At 61.4% G+C, this 16,493-nt stretch carries 13 protein-coding genes, 1 tRNA gene and 1 other RNA gene; 6 read left to right on the forward strand and 9 right to left on the reverse strand.

Annotated elements, in window-relative coordinates:
* Nucleotides 1–110 precede the first annotated feature (110 nt).
* The 3 genes from HMPREF2682_RS08555 to HMPREF2682_RS08565 all read left to right on the forward strand — a co-directional run bounded on the left by HMPREF2682_RS08555 (nt 111) and on the right by HMPREF2682_RS08565 (nt 3,016).
* Nucleotides 111–1,049 (forward strand): Dyp-type peroxidase, encoded by a 939-nt coding sequence (locus HMPREF2682_RS08555; RefSeq protein WP_070833267.1) that lies wholly within the window; start codon nt 111–113, stop codon nt 1,047–1,049.
* A gap of 114 nt (nt 1,050–1,163) precedes the next feature.
* Nucleotides 1,164–2,474 carry a tRNA guanosine(34) transglycosylase Tgt gene (gene tgt / locus HMPREF2682_RS08560; RefSeq protein ID WP_049340315.1) on the forward strand — a complete coding sequence of 437 codons (1,311 nt, stop codon included), beginning with the start codon at nt 1,164–1,166 and terminating at the stop codon, nt 2,472–2,474.
* 32 nt (nt 2,475–2,506) lie between these two features.
* Nucleotides 2,507–3,016, forward strand: coding sequence for an SRPBCC family protein (locus HMPREF2682_RS08565; RefSeq protein ID WP_070833270.1), 510 nt, complete (start codon nt 2,507–2,509; stop codon nt 3,014–3,016).
* A 118-nt stretch (nt 3,017–3,134) separates the two neighbouring features.
* Here HMPREF2682_RS08565 and HMPREF2682_RS08570 read toward each other — a convergent pair whose 3' ends face one another.
* From HMPREF2682_RS08570 to HMPREF2682_RS08595, 6 genes are all read right to left on the reverse strand, one after another.
* Nucleotides 3,135–3,836, reverse strand: a complete 702-nt coding sequence (locus HMPREF2682_RS08570) for a hypothetical protein (RefSeq protein ID WP_070833274.1) — start codon at nt 3,834–3,836, stop codon at nt 3,135–3,137.
* 209 nt (nt 3,837–4,045) lie between these two features.
* Nucleotides 4,046–5,167: a phosphoglycerol transferase gene (locus HMPREF2682_RS08575; RefSeq protein ID WP_070833276.1), complete on the reverse strand. Its 1,122-nt coding sequence runs from the start codon at nt 5,165–5,167 to the stop codon at nt 4,046–4,048.
* A gap of 105 nt (nt 5,168–5,272) precedes the next feature.
* Nucleotides 5,273–5,785 (reverse strand): acyl-CoA thioesterase, encoded by a 513-nt coding sequence (locus HMPREF2682_RS08580; RefSeq protein WP_070833279.1) that lies wholly within the window; start codon nt 5,783–5,785, stop codon nt 5,273–5,275.
* 361 nt (nt 5,786–6,146) lie between these two features.
* The gene (locus HMPREF2682_RS08585) at nt 6,147–7,652 is read right to left on the reverse strand and encodes an amino acid permease (protein WP_070833282.1); all 1,506 of its coding nucleotides are present in this window, start codon (nt 7,650–7,652) and stop codon (nt 6,147–6,149) included.
* A gap of 234 nt (nt 7,653–7,886) precedes the next feature.
* Nucleotides 7,887–9,341 carry an amino acid permease gene (locus HMPREF2682_RS08590; RefSeq protein ID WP_070833285.1) on the reverse strand — a complete coding sequence of 485 codons (1,455 nt, stop codon included), beginning with the start codon at nt 9,339–9,341 and terminating at the stop codon, nt 7,887–7,889.
* A gap of 107 nt (nt 9,342–9,448) precedes the next feature.
* The gene (locus HMPREF2682_RS08595) at nt 9,449–10,177 is read right to left on the reverse strand and encodes a queuosine precursor transporter (protein WP_070833288.1); all 729 of its coding nucleotides are present in this window, start codon (nt 10,175–10,177) and stop codon (nt 9,449–9,451) included.
* A 291-nt stretch (nt 10,178–10,468) separates the two neighbouring features.
* Between HMPREF2682_RS08595 and HMPREF2682_RS08600 the strand changes: the two genes are divergently transcribed.
* Nucleotides 10,469–11,557, forward strand: a complete 1,089-nt coding sequence (locus tag HMPREF2682_RS08600) for a hypothetical protein (protein WP_070833291.1) — start codon at nt 10,469–10,471, stop codon at nt 11,555–11,557.
* Between the two features lie 123 nt (nt 11,558–11,680).
* Entirely contained in the window at nt 11,681–12,376 is a 696-nt protein-coding gene (locus HMPREF2682_RS08605; protein WP_070629194.1) for a TetR/AcrR family transcriptional regulator, read from the forward strand.
* Between the two features lie 102 nt (nt 12,377–12,478).
* Here the strand turns inward: HMPREF2682_RS08605 and HMPREF2682_RS08610 are convergent, their stop codons facing one another.
* From HMPREF2682_RS08610 to ffs, 3 genes are all read right to left on the reverse strand, one after another.
* A complete protein-coding gene (locus HMPREF2682_RS08610) occupies nt 12,479–12,802 on the reverse strand; it encodes a type II toxin-antitoxin system VapB family antitoxin (RefSeq protein WP_005507186.1) in 324 nt (107 codons plus the stop codon).
* A gap of 119 nt (nt 12,803–12,921) precedes the next feature.
* Nucleotides 12,922–13,010 (reverse strand) — tRNA-Ser (locus HMPREF2682_RS08615).
* Between the two features lie 331 nt (nt 13,011–13,341).
* An RNA gene (gene ffs / locus HMPREF2682_RS08620) (signal recognition particle sRNA small type) lies at nt 13,342–13,438 on the reverse strand.
* A 204-nt stretch (nt 13,439–13,642) separates the two neighbouring features.
* Between ffs and HMPREF2682_RS08625 the strand changes: the two genes are divergently transcribed.
* On the forward strand, nt 13,643–16,366 hold the full coding sequence (locus HMPREF2682_RS08625; RefSeq protein WP_070833294.1) for a DNA polymerase III subunit gamma and tau: 2,724 nt from the start codon (nt 13,643–13,645) through the stop codon (nt 16,364–16,366).
* Nucleotides 16,367–16,493: the final 127 nt, after the last annotated feature.

Below are 16,493 nucleotides of genomic sequence, written 5' to 3' on the forward strand. Positions count from 1 at the left end.
TATATTCCCAGCCCTAATCTTCTCCGTTCAGTGCAGAAGGTTAGGGCCTGTGCAGAAGGTTAGGGCTAGATTCATTGCAGGGGCGTACACACGGGCGTACGGTGAGTTTTATGTTTGCACCAGAATCACAACAGGTCACTGCCAGCCCGAACGCTAACACCATTTTCATGGTGTGGAAGTTCAAGGAAGGCATCAGCCAGGATGCGCTCGTTGAGGGGTTCCAGAACCTCTGCGGGCTCGTCATTAATCTCAATCACACCGCCGCGAACCGTTATTCGCCGGAGAATGCCAGCATTGTGCTGGGTATCAGCCACAGCGCGTGGCTGACTCTGGATCTGCCCAAGCCGCTGCCGCAGGAGCTCGTGGAGTTCGAGGAGATTAGGGGCCCCAAGCACACCGCGGTATCCACTCCCGGCGATCTGCACTTCCACATCCGCGCGACCCAGCCGTCGGTCGCCTACGATATGGCGTCCGCTATTACCGCAGCGCTGCGCGATATTGCCGAGGTGCTCGAGGAGGTGCACGGCTTCCGCTACTGGGACGGCCGCTCCATCATCGGCTTCGTGGACGGCACCGAGAACCCGCAGACCCCCGCGGCACGCGAATACTTCGGCATCATCGGTGACAATGACCCCATGTACAGGGGCGGCAGCTACCAGTTCGTGCAGAAGTACATCCACGACATGACCGCGTGGAACAGCCTGCCTGTCTCCGAGCAGGAGAAGGTCATCGGCCGCTCCAAGCACGACGACATCGAGATGAGCGAGGACGAAAAGCCCGCCAACTCGCACTCCGCCATCGCCAATATCGGTGACGACTTCAAGGTTATTCGCGACAACATGCCCTTCGGCACCGTGGGTAACAACGAACTGGGCACCTACTTCATCTGCTACGCCAGCACCTTCTCGACCGTCCGGAAGATGCTCATGAATATGTTCACCGGCGTGGACGGCGCCAACTACGACCGTCTGCTGGATTTCAGCACCGCGGTGACCGGCACCCTCTTCTTCGTGCCGACCTTGGATATGCTCGGCGACTTCGCAGGCTAAGATCAGCTGCCCTCAGCTAAATTCTCGTGAACCCCGCCTCCGGCAAGAGAGGCGGGGTTTTCCGGTAGGCTAGGGTGTAGACATTCAGACGGAAAGCAAACAATCGAGAGAAGAATGAGCGTTCTAGATAACTCTTTCCCCACCGAGGACTTTGGCTTCACCATCACCAGCCGACTGGCGGACACCGCCTCCCCCAGCGCTGAACGTGTAGAAGCCAACGGCGGACAGTTCCGCGGACGCACCGGTGTCATCACCACCCCGCACGGACAGATCCAGACCCCCGCCTTCACCCCCGTGGGCACCAAGGCAACCGTCAAGGCGGTCCTACCCGAATCCATGAAGGAGCTCGGCGCTCAGGCTCTGCTCTCCAACGCCTACCACCTGTACCTGCAGCCCGGCCCCGAAATCCTGGATGCGGCAGGCGGCCTGGGTGCCTTCATGAACTGGGACGGCCCCACCTTCACCGATTCCGGTGGTTTCCAGGTCATGAGCCTGGGTTCCGGCTTCAAGAAGGTCATCGACATGGGCACCGTCGCGGGCGCTAAGGGCGCCGACGGCCGCCCCCTCGGTGACGACGACGTTGCAAAGGGCAAGGAACGCCTCGCCCACATTGACGACGACGGCGTGAACTTCAAGTCGCACATTGACGGCTCGATTCACCGCTTCACCCCCGAGGTGTCCATGCAGGTGCAGCACCAGATTGGTGCCGACGTCATGTTCGCCTTCGACGAGCTGACCACCCTGTACAACTCCCGCGGCTACCAGGAGGAGGCGCTCGAACGCACCCGCCTGTGGGCGCTGCGTTGCATTGCTGAGCACCAGCGCCTGACCACTGAGCGCGTGGGCAAGCCCTACCAGGCACTGTTCGGCGTCATTCAGGGTGCACAGTACGAGGACCTGCGCCGCAAGGCATGCCAGGACCTCGGTTCTATGCCCTTCGACGGCTTCGGCATCGGTGGTGCGCTCGAGAAGGAAAACCTCGGCACCATCGTGCGCTGGTGCGCCGAAGAGCTGCCCGAGTCCAAGCCCCGCCACCTGCTCGGCATCTCCGAACCCGACGACATCTTCGTCGGCATCGAGAACGGTGTAGACACCTTCGACTGCGTCTCCCCCACCCGCGTGGCACGCAACGCCGCCGTCTACTCCCCCACCGGCCGCTACAACATCACCAACGCGCGATTTAAGGCGGACTTCTCGCCCATCTACGAGGGCTGCGACTGCTACACCTGCACCCACTACACCCGCGCCTACCTGCGTCACCTCTTCAAGGCGGACGAGCGTCTGGCGGCGACCCTCGCCTCCATCCACAATGAGCGTTTCATCGTGCGCATGGTGGACGACGCCCGCGAAGCCATCAAGGACGGCACCTACTTCGAGTACCGTGACGAGTTCCTCGGCAACTACTACTCCGGCAAGAAGCCCTAAACCCGCTCTTCAACCCGTTTAAGGAGAACCCTATGAGCATCACTCATGTTCCCGATGAGGAGCTTCTCGTCTTCGACCACGAGATTGCCGCACCGGTCGAGGACGTCTTCGGCGCCTACCTGGACCCCGAACTGCTGGTCCGCTGGTACGGCCCCGCCGGCTGGCACGTGCGACCCACCGACGTTGTCGTGGAGCCCGTCGTCGGCGGCATGCAGCGCCTCTCCATGATCAACGAGGTCGACCCCTCGGTGTCCTGCATCCTGCAGAGCCGATTCCTGAGCATTGAACCGTTCAAGGAGCTCGAATACGCCGAGCAGCTGCCCGACCACCTGGGCAACCCCGGCAGCGTGCTGGTGTACCAGCGTCACCGTTTCTTCCCCGAAACCGTGATTACCGCCGATGGCGTGGGTTCCGGTACCCGCATCGTTATCGAGATTGGCCCCATGCCTGCCTCGGTCCACGAGGAGGTGCGCACCACCTGGCGTTCGACCTTCGCCCGCCTGGATGACGTGCTCGCCGCCCGTGCCCGCGGAGAGTTCTGAGCCCCGCCGCGCCAGCTGCTTGAGATAGCTTCGAGACGGCAAAGCGCCGCGTTGACGAATCATTCGTCAACGCGGCGCTTGCGTTTAACGCCTAAACCTTGCGGGGTTGAGCCGCAGGCTAGTTAGTCAGCTTCACGGTAATGACGGTGCTACCACCATCCAGGGACACGCACTCGGGGGTCGCACGATCCGCACCGTCACCCGGCTTCCAGTAGCAGCGTGCCGACATGACGGTACGCTCACCATTCGCCTTATCGGTCACCTCGGCGGGGTTCTGCACCACGAACTGGCGGACCAGCTCACGCGCAAACAGGCAATCCACCGCGCCGGAGGTCACCTGAACAACTCCGTTGTGCTTCAGGTAGCCGGTAGCGTCCATGCTGCCGCAGCTACCGCCCGCAGACTGAACATCCGAGCTGGACAGACTCGCGGTGCTCGATGCGCTCGCCGAAGCGTTCGAACCGGCCTTCACCGATGCGGAGGAGCTCGCCGCCGCGCTCGCCTGCACGGTCGCCGAGGGGCTTGCGGTGGTGATGGTGCCCGGGGTAACGGTAGCCGCCGCGGTGGAGGTGTGCACAGTACCGGCAGTCGGGGTGCTTTCAGTGACCGTTGCGGTGCGGGTGGGCGAAGGGGCCGCCTTCGCACTCGTAGCGCTCGGGCTCGGGGTCGCGGTAGCGCTCGGGGAGGCGGTGGTAGCGCCTCCGGAGCATGCCGACAGCGCCAGCAGGAGCGTGGCACCAACCGCTACGGGGCTGTAGCGCTTAGCGGCGCGGAGAGTAGTAGAAGAAGTCTGGGTATAGTGCTTCTGTGCCGGATGCATGGTGACCTTTCTGCGTCATCGGTTCGGGTTCCTAACCAGTATTCTAAAGACGCTACCTGTGAGCTAGCTATACGGCATCTGAGGAACCCGCAGGGTAGCCCGCTAAGAACACAGCAGGAGGGGCACCCCGGCATTGCGGGGAGCCCCTCCTGAGCTATTCACAACTCATTGATAGCTCGTTAGCAGCTCAATAATTCTGACGCGGGCGCTTAGCCTTCGCGCCTGCCGCCAACCGTAATAGTGCGGCCGTTTCCGTCATGGCAGCTAATCGAGCCAGTCTCACCCTCACCGGAACAGCTCAGCTGCTTGCCCTCAGCAACGGGCACAGTCACCACATCCAAGGCGTGCATCATCTTCGTGTTTGCTGTGGTGGTTTCCGCGTGCAGAGCCGAGGACTCATTCACGGTATTCACCTCGCTGGCGCCGGTCAGGAAGTTCATGCGAGTTACCTCCACCGGGCCGGCAAAAGTACGACCGACCGCGCCGTTTCCGTTGCCGGTCTGCTCGCCAGTGCGGCGCTCGCATACCAGGATTCCGTCCGCAGGGTTCAGCTCGCAGAGGGTGCGCTCGTCATCGCTCTTGAAGCGGTAGTAGCCGGCACCGGAATCGTAGTAGGAGGGCTCCATGAGGAACGGAATCTGGGGAGCGTCCGGGTTTTCCAGGCGAGCCACGAAGGCGACATCCTCGCCAATGGCGCATTCGGGGGCACCGCGATCCTCGCGACGGTTCTCAGCCATCTCGTACTGCGGGTTCCAGTAGCAGGTGGCGTCCTGAACCTTCGCCACCTGGTGCTGGGTCAGGTTGTCGTCGGCACGCGGGGTGGTGACGTACTCGGTCAGCACGTCCAGGGCGTGGGCGCAGTCCACGGTACCGCGCAGCACCATGATTTCCGCACCGGTCTTCAAGTAGCCCTTGCGTCCGATGTGCCCACAGCGCTCGCCGGCGGAGGCGCGTTCAGCCTCCACCTTTTCGGGCGCGCGGGGAGTGTCAGCAGCGGGAGTCGCGGCCGCGGTGGGGGTTCCCTTCGCTTCAGCGGGTGCGGAGGACTCGGACGCCTTCGCCTCAGCGCTCTCGCTGGGATCGGGCGCCTGAGTCTCGGTGACGGTCGGCTCGGTCTTCTTCGTCGGCGACGGGGACGCCGTGGAGGAAGGAAGCGGGTACTTCGAGTGGTTAGCCGTGGTGGAGGGGCTGGGCGTCGACGAGGAGTTTTCGCTCTGAGAACCGCCAAAGCAGCCGGTCAGGGCAAGAAGCAGGGCGGCGGCGCATCCGGTGGCGCGCATCGTGCGGCGACCCCAACCGGCGGGGCTTGCCTGAGTGTGGTGAAACGACATCGTTATCTCTCCCGGGAATGAACCTTTTGCACCCTTTGCAGAAGGTATTTAAAGCATACGCTTAACCCCGTTCAAGACCGGTTTATTACAGCAGAGCGCCAGTCCCTACTTCTGCGGCAGGTAGGAGCTCAGCAGTTCGCGCTGCTCGGGGCTCAGACGAGTCAGGCGCCCCGCCACGGAATCCCAGAACGCCAGCACGGTAAAGGCACGAACGCATTCGCGGCCATCCACCGGAGAGAGAATCGAGTAGCCAATACGCACGGACGCGGCGCTCACCTTCTCCACGCTCAGGCGCACGGGTACGGGCTCGCCGGTGTAGGGCAGCTGAGCCAGGTAGCGGATGCCGTGTTCGGCAATGAGCGCCTGCACGCCCTCGGCAACCAGGTCGAAAAGCGGAATCGGAGGCTGCGGTGCCACGGCAGGCTTCTCACCAGACGACGGAGGCGGGCCGAAGAGCGCCACACGGGCTTCTTCCATAACAGAGAGGATAGCGACGTTGTTGACGTGGCCGTAAGCGTCCATGTCGCCCCAGCGGGCGGGAACGTGAACCAGCAGTTCGTCGGTAGTACCAGCCTCGGAGGCGGAGTTCTTTTCGGGGGTGTTTTCGTGGCTTTGCATGGTTTTAACTCTACTCGCCCCACACTATAAGCGTGCCATTCACACAGGTTCACAATATAAAACAAATGAACACAATAATCAGGGTTAATGCTCTAAAAATATGCTCAGAAATTAAAATGATGAGGCTCGAAAGCTACGATGCTTTCGAGCCTCATCCAACACACAGACATTTGAACGCATACAAGATCATACGGTTCACTGTCTATGATAGACCTGCCCTGAGAGCCCACGGCATTTTTACGGTTTTATTACGAGGAATTCCAGAAATTTTCCGTATTTTTCGTTTATTACCCGCACTAGCCGCGAACTACCCTACTCAGGATTTCAGGGGGTAAAATCCCCGAACACAGAACCGCAGTTCCTAACGACCCAGCTTCGCCGCGGTCTCCAGCGCATGATCGGCGTCGTACTTCATCGCGTCGTACTCGCCGGTTGCCTGCTGAGCCTCCACGAAGGTCTGCTCATCAATCACGTGCGTGTGGCGAATACGAGCAAAGTACAGCAGGCTCAGCACCACAAAGTAGCCCACGCCCACAATCGCCGGAATCATGGAGCCGCGCACCATGAAGAGCGCAACCCACACTGCGAAGAGCAGCAGAACACCGACCGCGGCAGTGAACTGGCCACCCCACAGGCGGAAACCATCGGTCGCTGGCTCAACACGCTTGTACACAATGTAGGCGAACAGAATCAGAACCCACACGGTCAGCGCGCACACCATAATCACGAAAATCATGGAGAGGAACGCTTCCTTCGGACTGTACAGCGCCAGCAGAATAGCAATGACCATGCCGCTGGTCGACAGCCATACCGCACGAGCCGGAACGCCCGCACGGTTCACCTGAGCCAGCTGGCGAGGCGCCATACCGTCAACCGCCAGCGAGTGCATCAGACGCGCACCCGCGTACAGGTTCGCGTTCGCACTCGACAGCGCCGCAATCAGCACCACAAAGTTCACGAAGTGCGCCACGCCGTGCACACCCAGCTGCTCAAAGACCAGAACGAACGGGGAAGCATCCACCGCGTCGCCCAGACCCGACGCCGAACGCCACGGGATGACAGCAACAACAATCAGAACCGCCAGCACGTAGAAGGTCGCCAGGCGAACCATCATCGCCTTAGCCGAGGAACGCACCGAGCGGGAGGGGTCCTTTGCCTCCGCGGCAGAAATCGAAATCATCTCAATACCGCCGAAGGAGAACATCACAACGGCAAGCGACAGCCACACCGACTGCGGGCCGTTCGGCATGAAACCGCCGTCGTTGAAGAGGTTCGCGGTACCCACCGCAGCGTGGCCGGGCAGACCGAAGAAAATCAGGCACAGGCCCACCAGCAGGAAGGCAACAATCGAAATGACCTTAATGGAGGAGAGGAAGAACTCCAGCATGCCGAAGGACTTCACGCTCGTCAGGTTCAGCACAATCAGCGCCACACCAAACGCGGCAATACCCGTCCACAGCGGAAGCTGCGGCCACCAATAGTTCAGGTAGGTCGCCACCGACACCAGCTCAACACCGGCGATCAGAACAGTCGCCGTCCAGTAGGCGATGCGAGTCAAAAAGCCCGCGAACGGGCCCAGGTAGCGGGTAGCAATAGTGCCGAAACCGCCGCGGACAGGGTAGCGAACCGCCATTTCACCGGTTGCTGCGCCAATCACCGAAGCGAGCGCAGAACCAATGGCGTAGGTGAGAATGACCGCGGGACCAGCCATCGCAATAGCGGTGCCCGAGCCCAAGAAGAGGCCCGTACCGAGCGCGGAACCCATCACAATCATGGTCATCTGTCCGTGGGACAGAGAACGCTTCAGGGTGCGCGATCCGGCGGTCCCCGCTGCAGCCTGGCTGCGGGTATCGTCGTTGTGGGACACGAAGGTGCCTTCCGTCAGTACGCCTTAAGGGCGTGATGTGTAATGTGTGCTCGCACCCGGTGGCCGCGGCTTCATGTCCTCGGTGACAGGTGCGAATAGTTAACTATTCTACGGGCACGCCCGAGCCGTTCAGAACGGCGCCGCCAGAACCCGCAGAAAGCAAAAGGCACCGGGCAGGGGCGCTCCCCCATCCGGTGCCTTTCATGGTTCAGCCTCGCGAGGCTTTCACCCTATTTAGTGCTGTGCCGCGTTGGTGTCCTCGTCGGCGTGCATAGCGTCCAGGTCGGGGCGCTCATAACCGCCCTTAACCTTCGACGAGATGGCGTAGCCAATAGAAATCAGCACAAAGAAGACGATACCGACCATGATGGATTCCTGAACACCCGAGCCGGGCAGCATGAACATTGCCGCCAGGGTCGCCAGAACACCCGCCAGAGCCAGACCAGCGGTAACGCGACCGCCCAGCACGGTGAAGGAGGATGCGTTCTTCTGGTCCTTCTTGTACGCCTGGTAGGTCAGCAGAATCATGATCCACACGATCAGGATGCACAGGGTCACCAGCGCCATGAGCAGGGCGAAGATGTCGCCAATCTTGGCAACAGCCATCACGGTCGCCACAACAACGCCGGTGAAGGAAATCAGCAGAGCCACGACCGGCACACCGCGCGAGGAGGTGCGGGCAGCCACTGCGGGAGCCATACGGTCAGAGCCCAGGGCGTGCAGCAGGCGGGTTGCCGCGTACAGGGAGGCGTTCGCACCCGAGAGCGCCGCCACCAGCACCACGAAGTTCATGATGTCCGCAGCGAAGGGGATGCCCAGCTCAGAGAAGACGAGCACGAACGGCGACTCGGTCAGCTCCGAGTTCTGTGCGGCGGTCTGCCAGGGCACCAGGCAGAGAATAATCGCCATGGACACCACGTAGAAGGTGGACAGGCGCCAAATCATTGCCTTCACGCTGGTTGCCACCGAGCGTGCGGGGTCCTTCGCCTCCGCTGCGGAAAGGGAAATCATTTCCACACCGCCGAAGGAGAACATGACAACAGCCATCGAAATCCAGATAGATGCCGGGCCGTTCGGCAGGAAGCCGCCGTCGTTCATGAGGTTTGCGGTACCCGCCGCAGCGTGGCCGGGCAGACCCACGAACACCAGCAGCACACCAATCACCATGAACACGATGACGGCAGAAACCTTAATCGACGAGAGCAGGAACTCCAGGGCGCCGAAGGACTTCACGCTCACCAGGTTCAGCACCAGAATAATCGCACCGAAGAGGGCAACGAACACAGCCAGGGGAACGTCCGGGAACCAGTACGCCATGTAGTGGCCAACCGCTACCAGCTCAGCGCCAGCTAGCGGCACGGTGCATGCCCAATACGCCCAGCGAGTCAGGTAGCCGCTAAAGGGGTTCAGGTATCGGCTGGCAATGGTGCCGAAACCGCCCTGGACGGGGTGACGCACGGACATTTCGCCCGCACACGCAGCAATGGTTGCCGCAATCATCGAACCAATAGCGTAAGAGAGGATTGCGCCGGGGCCCGCAATTTTAATGGCGGAGGAGGAGCCCAGGAACAGGCCCGTACCCAGCGCCAAGCCCATTGCAATCATGGTCAACTGGCCGTGGGAGAGGGAACGATTCAACGAGTCGTTCTTCTCCGACTGCTCGGGGGTGTTCCCCTGCAGTTTAGACATAACGTATCTCTTTCTTAGACATGCTGTGTATTGAACAAATCTGAAAAGGCAATGCCGCCCAGTCGTTAGGCCGGGCGGCTCTGCACATCAGCTGTAAGGAGGTTAGCTTATGCCACGTACTCCAGTTCGTGACGCTTGAACCAACCAATAATCGGGTAGCTGATCGGCATGAGGAGCACCTCGACCAGGCACTTATAGATATAGCCAATCAGCACGTAGTTGAGGAATGCTTCCATGCTGTCGATGCCGAGTACCGGTGCGGCGATCGAGCAGAAGATGAGGGTGTCGAGCAGCTCGCCAACCAGGGTGGAGACAATCATGCGCAGCCACAGGAAACGGCCCTTGCATGCCTTCTTCATTGCCACCATGACCCATGCGTTCAGGGTCTGACCGAAGAGGTAGCCGAGCAGGGAGCCCGCAAAAATCTGCCAGACCGGGCCGAGAACCTGTGCGAACGAATCCTGACCGGTGTAGAAGCTTGCCGGCGGCAGGTGCACAATCAGCAGGAAGCACAGGGCGGCAAAAGCAGCCGAGCTGAAGGACGCCACAATGGCGCGGCGGGCACGCTTGAAGCCGTACACCTCAGAAAGAAGGTCGCCAATAACGTAGGCGAGCGGGAAAAGGAAGAAACCACCATCGGTGACGATGGTGTTACCGATGAGGGGCAGTTCGAAGGGCAGCGGACCGAACTCCACGCCCTTGGTTGCACCAATATTCGAAATGATCAGGATGACGCAGGACGCGCCCAGCAGCAGATCAAAGTAGCCGCGGCGACCAGCCCAGGGCACCTTGACGGTGCTCGTCTGAGCCTTAGATTCGCTAACGGGTTTAGCCATTACTTTCCCCAAGTCTTTCTTCATGCGATGTGTTTCTTCACGCGAGGTACGAGCCCTCACGCATGGTGGGTGAGCACGCTATGCAGGGCGCTACTCACCGGCTCGCCTGCCACCCGAGCCTATCTAATAGTACCTATATGCCGTGGCGGCGGCAGGTTTCTGCGCCTCTTTCAAGAGTGTGGACGCCTTTCAAGAGTGTGGACGCCGCATGCACCCGGTTACCCGGCGTGGGATGCCTGCGGCACCATCTCATCCCGGTAGCGGCAGAACCCTCACATTTACAATGGAGGTATGAAGAGACTGAGCCGCAGAGTTCACCGTAGCGGAGTTTACCGCAGCGGCGCTCACCGTACTGAGCAGGTGGCATCCCTGCTGGAAGCGGGTACGGGTCGTGCTCTACGCGCCTCGATACGACGTTCGCTACGGCGTTCTGCACGTCGAGCGCAGAAGAGGCGGCACCGCAATCAGCGTAGGCTCAGCGCACATATCCCGCGGTTGCATCCGCTGCTGACCTATGCGGCGCATGCGGTTCGTACCGGCATTTCCCTTCTTGAGCCGATGCTGCTGGCGTCCTCTGAACTTCTCGGCTACCGGTCGTTTACGCATCACGGCCGCAATATCTACTACCGGGTCGATAACCTGCACCTTCTGACCGAGTCTGATTCCGCGCCCGGTGTGCTGTTCTATTTTGATGGTGACCATCTCTCCCGCGCCGGTAGTCGTCTGCTGCGCCGCGCCTCCCCGTTGCGTGCCGAGTTGGCGCAGGTGGCGGCTGAGTTCAACATGCTATCCGTGCCGGTGCTTTCACCGGGTAGCCTACGGGAGCCTCGACTGAGGGATGTTGGCTCCTATGCGCCTCCGCTGACCTATAACTGGTGGGTTCGTGCCCGCTCGAACGGCAGGATGGTCCGCGCCCTCGTTGAGGAGATTGCCCTGGCGTACGGGGTGGATATGAGCCGCGTCTGGCTTGCCGGATATTCGGGCGGCGCGGAGTTCCTCAGCTACGAGCTGCTGTCGCACGATATTGACTGGATTCGCGGAGGCGGCGCCACCTTTATCGGCGGCGGCGGCGCTGACGGTGTGCCCGCGCGGGTGCGTGAGCAGGCTGCGCTGAATCCTTCCTCGCATGAGCGTCTGCTGATGAGCTGGCATGTGGGTGTGCTGGATGGGCGTTCGCCGTCTGGTCGTCGGCGTATGGCGACAAGTGCCGAGGGGAGCTGGTCGGCGCGTATTGCGGCGCAGGAGGGTAGTGCGTTCTACGAGGGGTTGGGTGCGAGGGCTCTTCTGCAGGTGACTCCGGGGCGTGGCCATACGGGGTATCCGATTGCGTCGCTGGTGGGGGCTGATTTGGCGGCGGCTACGCGTTTGGGGTTCCTGTAGGGGCTGCGTTTTGTCACAGGTTGTTTTGTCATAAACATGAAAATTCGCATGGATTACGCAAATTTCTTGGTGACACATTCAATAAATTCGTCATTTGCTGACGATTTGGGGTAGAGTGTCACTATGCCTCGTATTTCTGCAGCAACCAACGCCGCCCAGCGCGAAAACACCAAGCGCGCCATCCTCAACTCCTTCGGCGAAATCCTCTACAACCGCGGCCTCTCCGGCCTGACCATGACCGACGTCGCCAAGAACGCCGGCATCGGCCGCACCGCGGTCTACAACTACTTCGCTGACATGGGCGAACTGCTGGTCGCCTACGCCCTGGACGAGACCGAACGCTTCCTCAACGAACTGCGCGTCGGCCTGGAGGGCATCGAAAACCCGATTGACCAGCTCGCCGTGTACATTCGCCTGCAGATCAACGACCTGGCGCGCCGCCACCTGCCCCCGGGCCCGGCGATGCGCTCCATGCTCTCCCCCGAGTCCTACGCAAAGCTCGGCAAGCACGTGCACGAGCTGCAGATGGTGCTGGCGCATATTCTCTCTGCCGCCATTGCCGAGAACTACATTCCTAAGAACGACATTCGCGAACTGGCGATGCTCGTGCACGGTTCGCTCTCTTCGAGCGCTGGCCGCGCCGAGGACGCACCGGATGAGGAGACCCGCGAGCGCCAGATCCTGAATACCATCCGTTTTATTCAGATGGGCTTGGGCGCGCGTTTTGATGCCGAGGGTAACCCGGTGCGCCTAGATTCGCAGGAATCTCTGCCGGAGCAGTCCCCGGTGCAGGATGCGACCTTGAAGGCAGCTTCCTAATCCGCCCCCTCGTCACGGCGGACTGAGCAGTTATACGTAAAATGCCGCAGACCCGATGCTTCAGTGCGTCGGTCTGCGGCATTTTTGTATTCGAGTAGGCGTTTATGCGCCGGGCAGTAGCGCCGGGGAGATGGAGTCCAGGTCCAGCACGCGGGCGTACATGACGGCGCGGCGGTGCAGGGCGTTTCGGAGCGCGCGGTGCACGCCGTCTTCGAGGTAGAGTTCGCCACCCCATTTGACGACGTGCGGGAAGAGGTCGCCGTAGAAGGTGGAGTCTTCCGCGAGCAGGGTCTCGAGGTTGAGGGTCTTCTGGGTGGTGATGAGGGTGTCGAGGCGCACCTGCTGCGGCGGGATTCCTCCCCAGTCGGCGTGGGTCATGCCGTGCTGCGGGTAGGGGCGGCTGTCGCCTACTTTTTTGAAAATCATGGTGGTGCTTTCTGCAGGTATGGGGCGCCTCGGCGGCGCGTGGAACCGTGGGGGTTCTGAAGAAATAGTACCAAGGGTATAAAAAATCCCCGGTCTTAGAATCTAAGACCGGGGATCGGTGGCGGAGGATGGGGGATTTGAACCCCCGAGGGCTGTTAACCCAACACGCGTTCCAGGCGTGCGCCATAGGCCGCTAGGCGAATCCTCCAACTATGTTTTCTACGCATTGCGCAGGCAACGAATAAAACTTTACTACGCTTTTGCGGAGTGCGCAAGCCCTAAGCGGCAAAAGTAACAGAAAGCACATTTGCGGGTGCTTATAATCCTGTTTTCGGGCACAGAAAAACCCCTTACGCAACCGCTGAGGATTCGGATTCTGAGCTCGCGAACTGAGGCGCAGGATTCCGAGCGCGCGAGGTAATAAATCCTGCGTCGAAGCCGCCGAGCTCTAGAGAGGCGGAATTCCGGATCCGAAGCCGTCGAACGACAGTGAGACGGGTATGACGGGTGCGAACTACCCAGGTGCCTGATTTTGGGCACGAAAAAACCTCCTACGCACCCGTCATAGCTCGAATACCCTTGCTACCTTCCGGTCCTGGGGGAGTTTTCCAAGATAACGCCACGTAAGAGGCAAGAACCAGTGTACCGGATTTTTGGGTTCTTGGGAATTCGGTGCATCCGCGGTATTTTTGTGGGCGTACATGCCACCCGGGTGGGCATCCGGGGTAGTGCTGTTGTGGTGGTGTGTTCGCCGGTGACGGCAGGCCTCTCGGGCCGGGGGTAAAGCGTCTAAAATGGTAGGGATTGTCCTATCCGCACCCCCGAGTTGAAGAGGTTGCTGTGAGCACTGCCCTTTATCGTCGTTATCGCCCCGAGACCTTTGCTGAGGTTATCGGGCAGGAGCACGTGACCGAACCTCTTATGGTCGCTCTGGAGAAGAACCGTGTGAATCACGCGTACCTGTTTTCGGGCCCGCGTGGTTGCGGTAAGACCACGTCGGCGCGTATTTTGGCGCGTTGCTTGAACTGTGCGCAGGGTCCGACTCCGACTCCGTGTGGTGTGTGCGATTCGTGCCGTGAGCTGTCGCGTGATGGCGGCGGTTCCCTTGACGTGATTGAGATGGATGCGGCGAGCCACGGCGGTGTGGATCATGCCCGTGATTTGCGTGAGCGCGCTACTTTGGCGCCGGTGCGTGACCGTTACAAGATCTTCATTATTGATGAGGCGCATATGGTGACCCGTGAGGGTTTTAATGCGTTGCTGAAGATTGTGGAGGAGCCGCCGGAGCACGTGAAGTTTATCTTCGCGACGACTGAGCCGAATAAGGTGCTGGGTACGATTCGTTCGCGTACTCACCATTACCCGTTCCGTCTGGTTCCGCCGGAGGTTCTTCTGCCGTTCCTGCAGGGCCTGTGCGATCAGGAGCAGGTGCCGGTTGAGCCGGGTGTATTGCAGCTGGTGATTCGTGCTGGCGGCGGTTCGGTGCGTGATTCGCTGTCGATTCTTGATCAGCTGATGGCTGGTGCGTCTTCGCAGAACGGTATTGAGTATGACCGTGCGGTGGCGCTACTGGGTTATACCCACGCGCAGCTTCTGGATGAGGTTATTGAGGCGTTGGGTGCAAAGGATGCGCCGACTCTCTTTGGTGCGGTGTCTCGTGTGGTGGCTACCGGTCAGGATCCTCGCCGTTTTGTGGAGGATCTGCTGGAGCGTCTGCGTGATTTGATTGTGGTGAAGGCTGTTCCGCAGGCAGCCGGCCAGATTTTGCAGGGTGTTCCGCAGGATCAGTTGGAGCGCCTGGGTCAGCAGGCGCAGGCTCTGGGTGAGCGTGAGCTGACGGTTGCCGCGGGCACGGTCAATGAGACTCTGAATGGTATGACGGGTGCGGCGAATCCGCAGCTTCAGCTGGAGTTGTTGTGTGCGCGTCTGCTTCTGCCTGCGGTGGAGGGTTCTGCCGGTGGCGCTGAGGTTGCGGCGTTGGCTTCTCGCCTGCAGGTTTTGGAGCGCCGCGTGGCTTCTGGTGCTGCTGGTTCCGCGGGTTCTGCTGGTTCTGCCCCGGCGCAGGGCGGCATGTCTGCGGCTCGCGCGGCGGGTATGGCGGCGGCTGGCCTGGCTCCTAAGACCCAGGTGTCTGCACCCCAGACTTCTCAGGAGCAGGCAGCCCCTCAGCAGAGCGGCTCTCAGCAGGGCAGTTCTCAGCAGGCCAGCGCGGGTGCTCCCCCGCTGGCGGGTGCGCCCCTTAGTGTTGCACCTCTGGCACCGACCGCGCAGGAGTCCGCGCCTGCGGCTGGCGCTCCTCTGGCGGGTAACGCCCCGGCGGCACCGAATACCCCGACCGTTTCTGCAGCAGCTCCGGCGGCTACCCCCTCCGCGTCTTTGAAGCTTGACCCGAATGATCCGCTGGCGGCGGTTCAGGGTAATTGGCGCGCCATTCTTAACCGAATGAGCGTTCCCGGTGCGGCGGAGCAGCTGATGAAGGTTCGCCCCGCCCGCATGGACGGCGCAACCCTGTACGTGAGCGCCGACATTGCGACTCTGCGCGCGGTCAAGGGCTTTGTGCCCGAGCTGACCGCCCGCGTGAACGAGTTCCTGCGCCGTCAGGTGACCATTCACGCGCAGGTGGCGAAGCCCGGCGAGCAGGCTAAGCCCGCCCCGGCGGCGCCTGTAGCGCAGCCTACCCCCGTACAGCCCCCTGCTACGGCGGCTCCTGCACCGCAGGCACCGCAGCAGCCCGCTCAGCCGGCGCCTCTGGCTGATGGTCCGCGCGGCGGTGAGGATGCGTGGCGTCGCCACGGTCAGCCACTGACCGGCGCAAACAGCCCCGAATCCACGAGCGTGGATGCGCCCCTGGGCGCGTGGGAGGTTGCCCCGATTCCGCAGAGCGCCCCCGAGGAGGCACCTCAGCAGGCTACCCCGGCTGCACCGCAGGCACCGATTCAGGAAGCACCGGCTGGCCCGCTTGCGTCTGAACCTCCGGTCGCTCCGGCAGCTCAGCAGGTTCCGGCTGCTCCGGCGGGTGGTTTTGGTGAGCGTGATTCCTTTGCCGCATCCGGTAGCGGAGTTCCGCAGCAGGAGAGCGCTACTGAATCCCAGCAAGCACAGGAACCCCAGCATGCCCCGGAACCCCAGCATGTACAGGAGCCCCCGTTCTCGCAGGAGCCCCCTCACGTGGAGGAACCGCCCTATGAGGAGGAGCCCCCTTTTGAGGATGAGCCTCCCTACGCTGACCCTGTAGCACCGACTGGTCCGCTCGCGTCTCCGGTTGAGCCTGCAGGTCCGCTTGCACCCGCAGCGCCGATTGCTCCGGCTGGTCCGCTGGCTACTCCCCCGCAGGCGGCTCCGGCTGATAATGCACCGGTCGATAACGCGCCGGCATGCGAAGAAAAGCCCGAGCAGCCCGCGGCACCGGCACAGGCTGCTCGCCCGGCACGCGCCGCATCCGATGAGGACTATGTCTCTGAGGATGACGAAAAGGTCGAAAACAGTACTTTCATCGGCCTGCGCGCTATCGAAAAAGTTATTGGTGGCACCGTCATTGACGAACGCCCCCTGCACCAGCCCTAATCCGGGAATCTAACACCCGGCAGGTGCCGCGCCCGCCATCGCACCGATGGCGGGCGCACTCATTCCCGCACCTACCCGCTACGCGAAACAGCCCTAAACTGTCAGGGGTTTGGGGCATACTCATAAC

It is taken from the genome of Rothia sp. HMSC061D12, assembly GCF_001836735.1.
Classification (GTDB): Bacteria; Actinomycetota; Actinomycetes; order Actinomycetales; family Micrococcaceae; genus Rothia.

Bases quoted from the DNA above. Each gene is read 5' to 3' on its own strand.
- HMPREF2682_RS08555 (WP_070833267.1), top strand. From the start codon at position 111: ATGTTTGCACCAGAATCACAACAGGTCACTGCCAGCCCGAACGCTAAC.
- tgt (WP_049340315.1), top strand. From the start codon at position 1,164: ATGAGCGTTCTAGATAACTCTTTCCCCACCGAGGACTTTGGCTTCACC.
- HMPREF2682_RS08565 (WP_070833270.1), top strand. From the start codon at position 2,507: ATGAGCATCACTCATGTTCCCGATGAGGAGCTTCTCGTCTTCGACCAC.
- HMPREF2682_RS08570 (WP_070833274.1), bottom strand. From the start codon at position 3,836: ATGCATCCGGCACAGAAGCACTATACCCAGACTTCTTCTACTACTCTC.
- HMPREF2682_RS08575 (WP_070833276.1), bottom strand. From the start codon at position 5,167: ATGTCGTTTCACCACACTCAGGCAAGCCCCGCCGGTTGGGGTCGCCGC.
- HMPREF2682_RS08580 (WP_070833279.1), bottom strand. From the start codon at position 5,785: ATGCAAAGCCACGAAAACACCCCCGAAAAGAACTCCGCCTCCGAGGCT.
- HMPREF2682_RS08590 (WP_070833285.1), bottom strand. From the start codon at position 9,341: ATGTCTAAACTGCAGGGGAACACCCCCGAGCAGTCGGAGAAGAACGAC.
- HMPREF2682_RS08595 (WP_070833288.1), bottom strand. From the start codon at position 10,177: ATGGCTAAACCCGTTAGCGAATCTAAGGCTCAGACGAGCACCGTCAAG.
- HMPREF2682_RS08600 (WP_070833291.1), top strand. From the start codon at position 10,469: ATGAAGAGACTGAGCCGCAGAGTTCACCGTAGCGGAGTTTACCGCAGC.
- HMPREF2682_RS08605 (WP_070629194.1), top strand. From the start codon at position 11,681: ATGCCTCGTATTTCTGCAGCAACCAACGCCGCCCAGCGCGAAAACACC.
- HMPREF2682_RS08610 (WP_005507186.1), bottom strand. From the start codon at position 12,802: ATGATTTTCAAAAAAGTAGGCGACAGCCGCCCCTACCCGCAGCACGGC.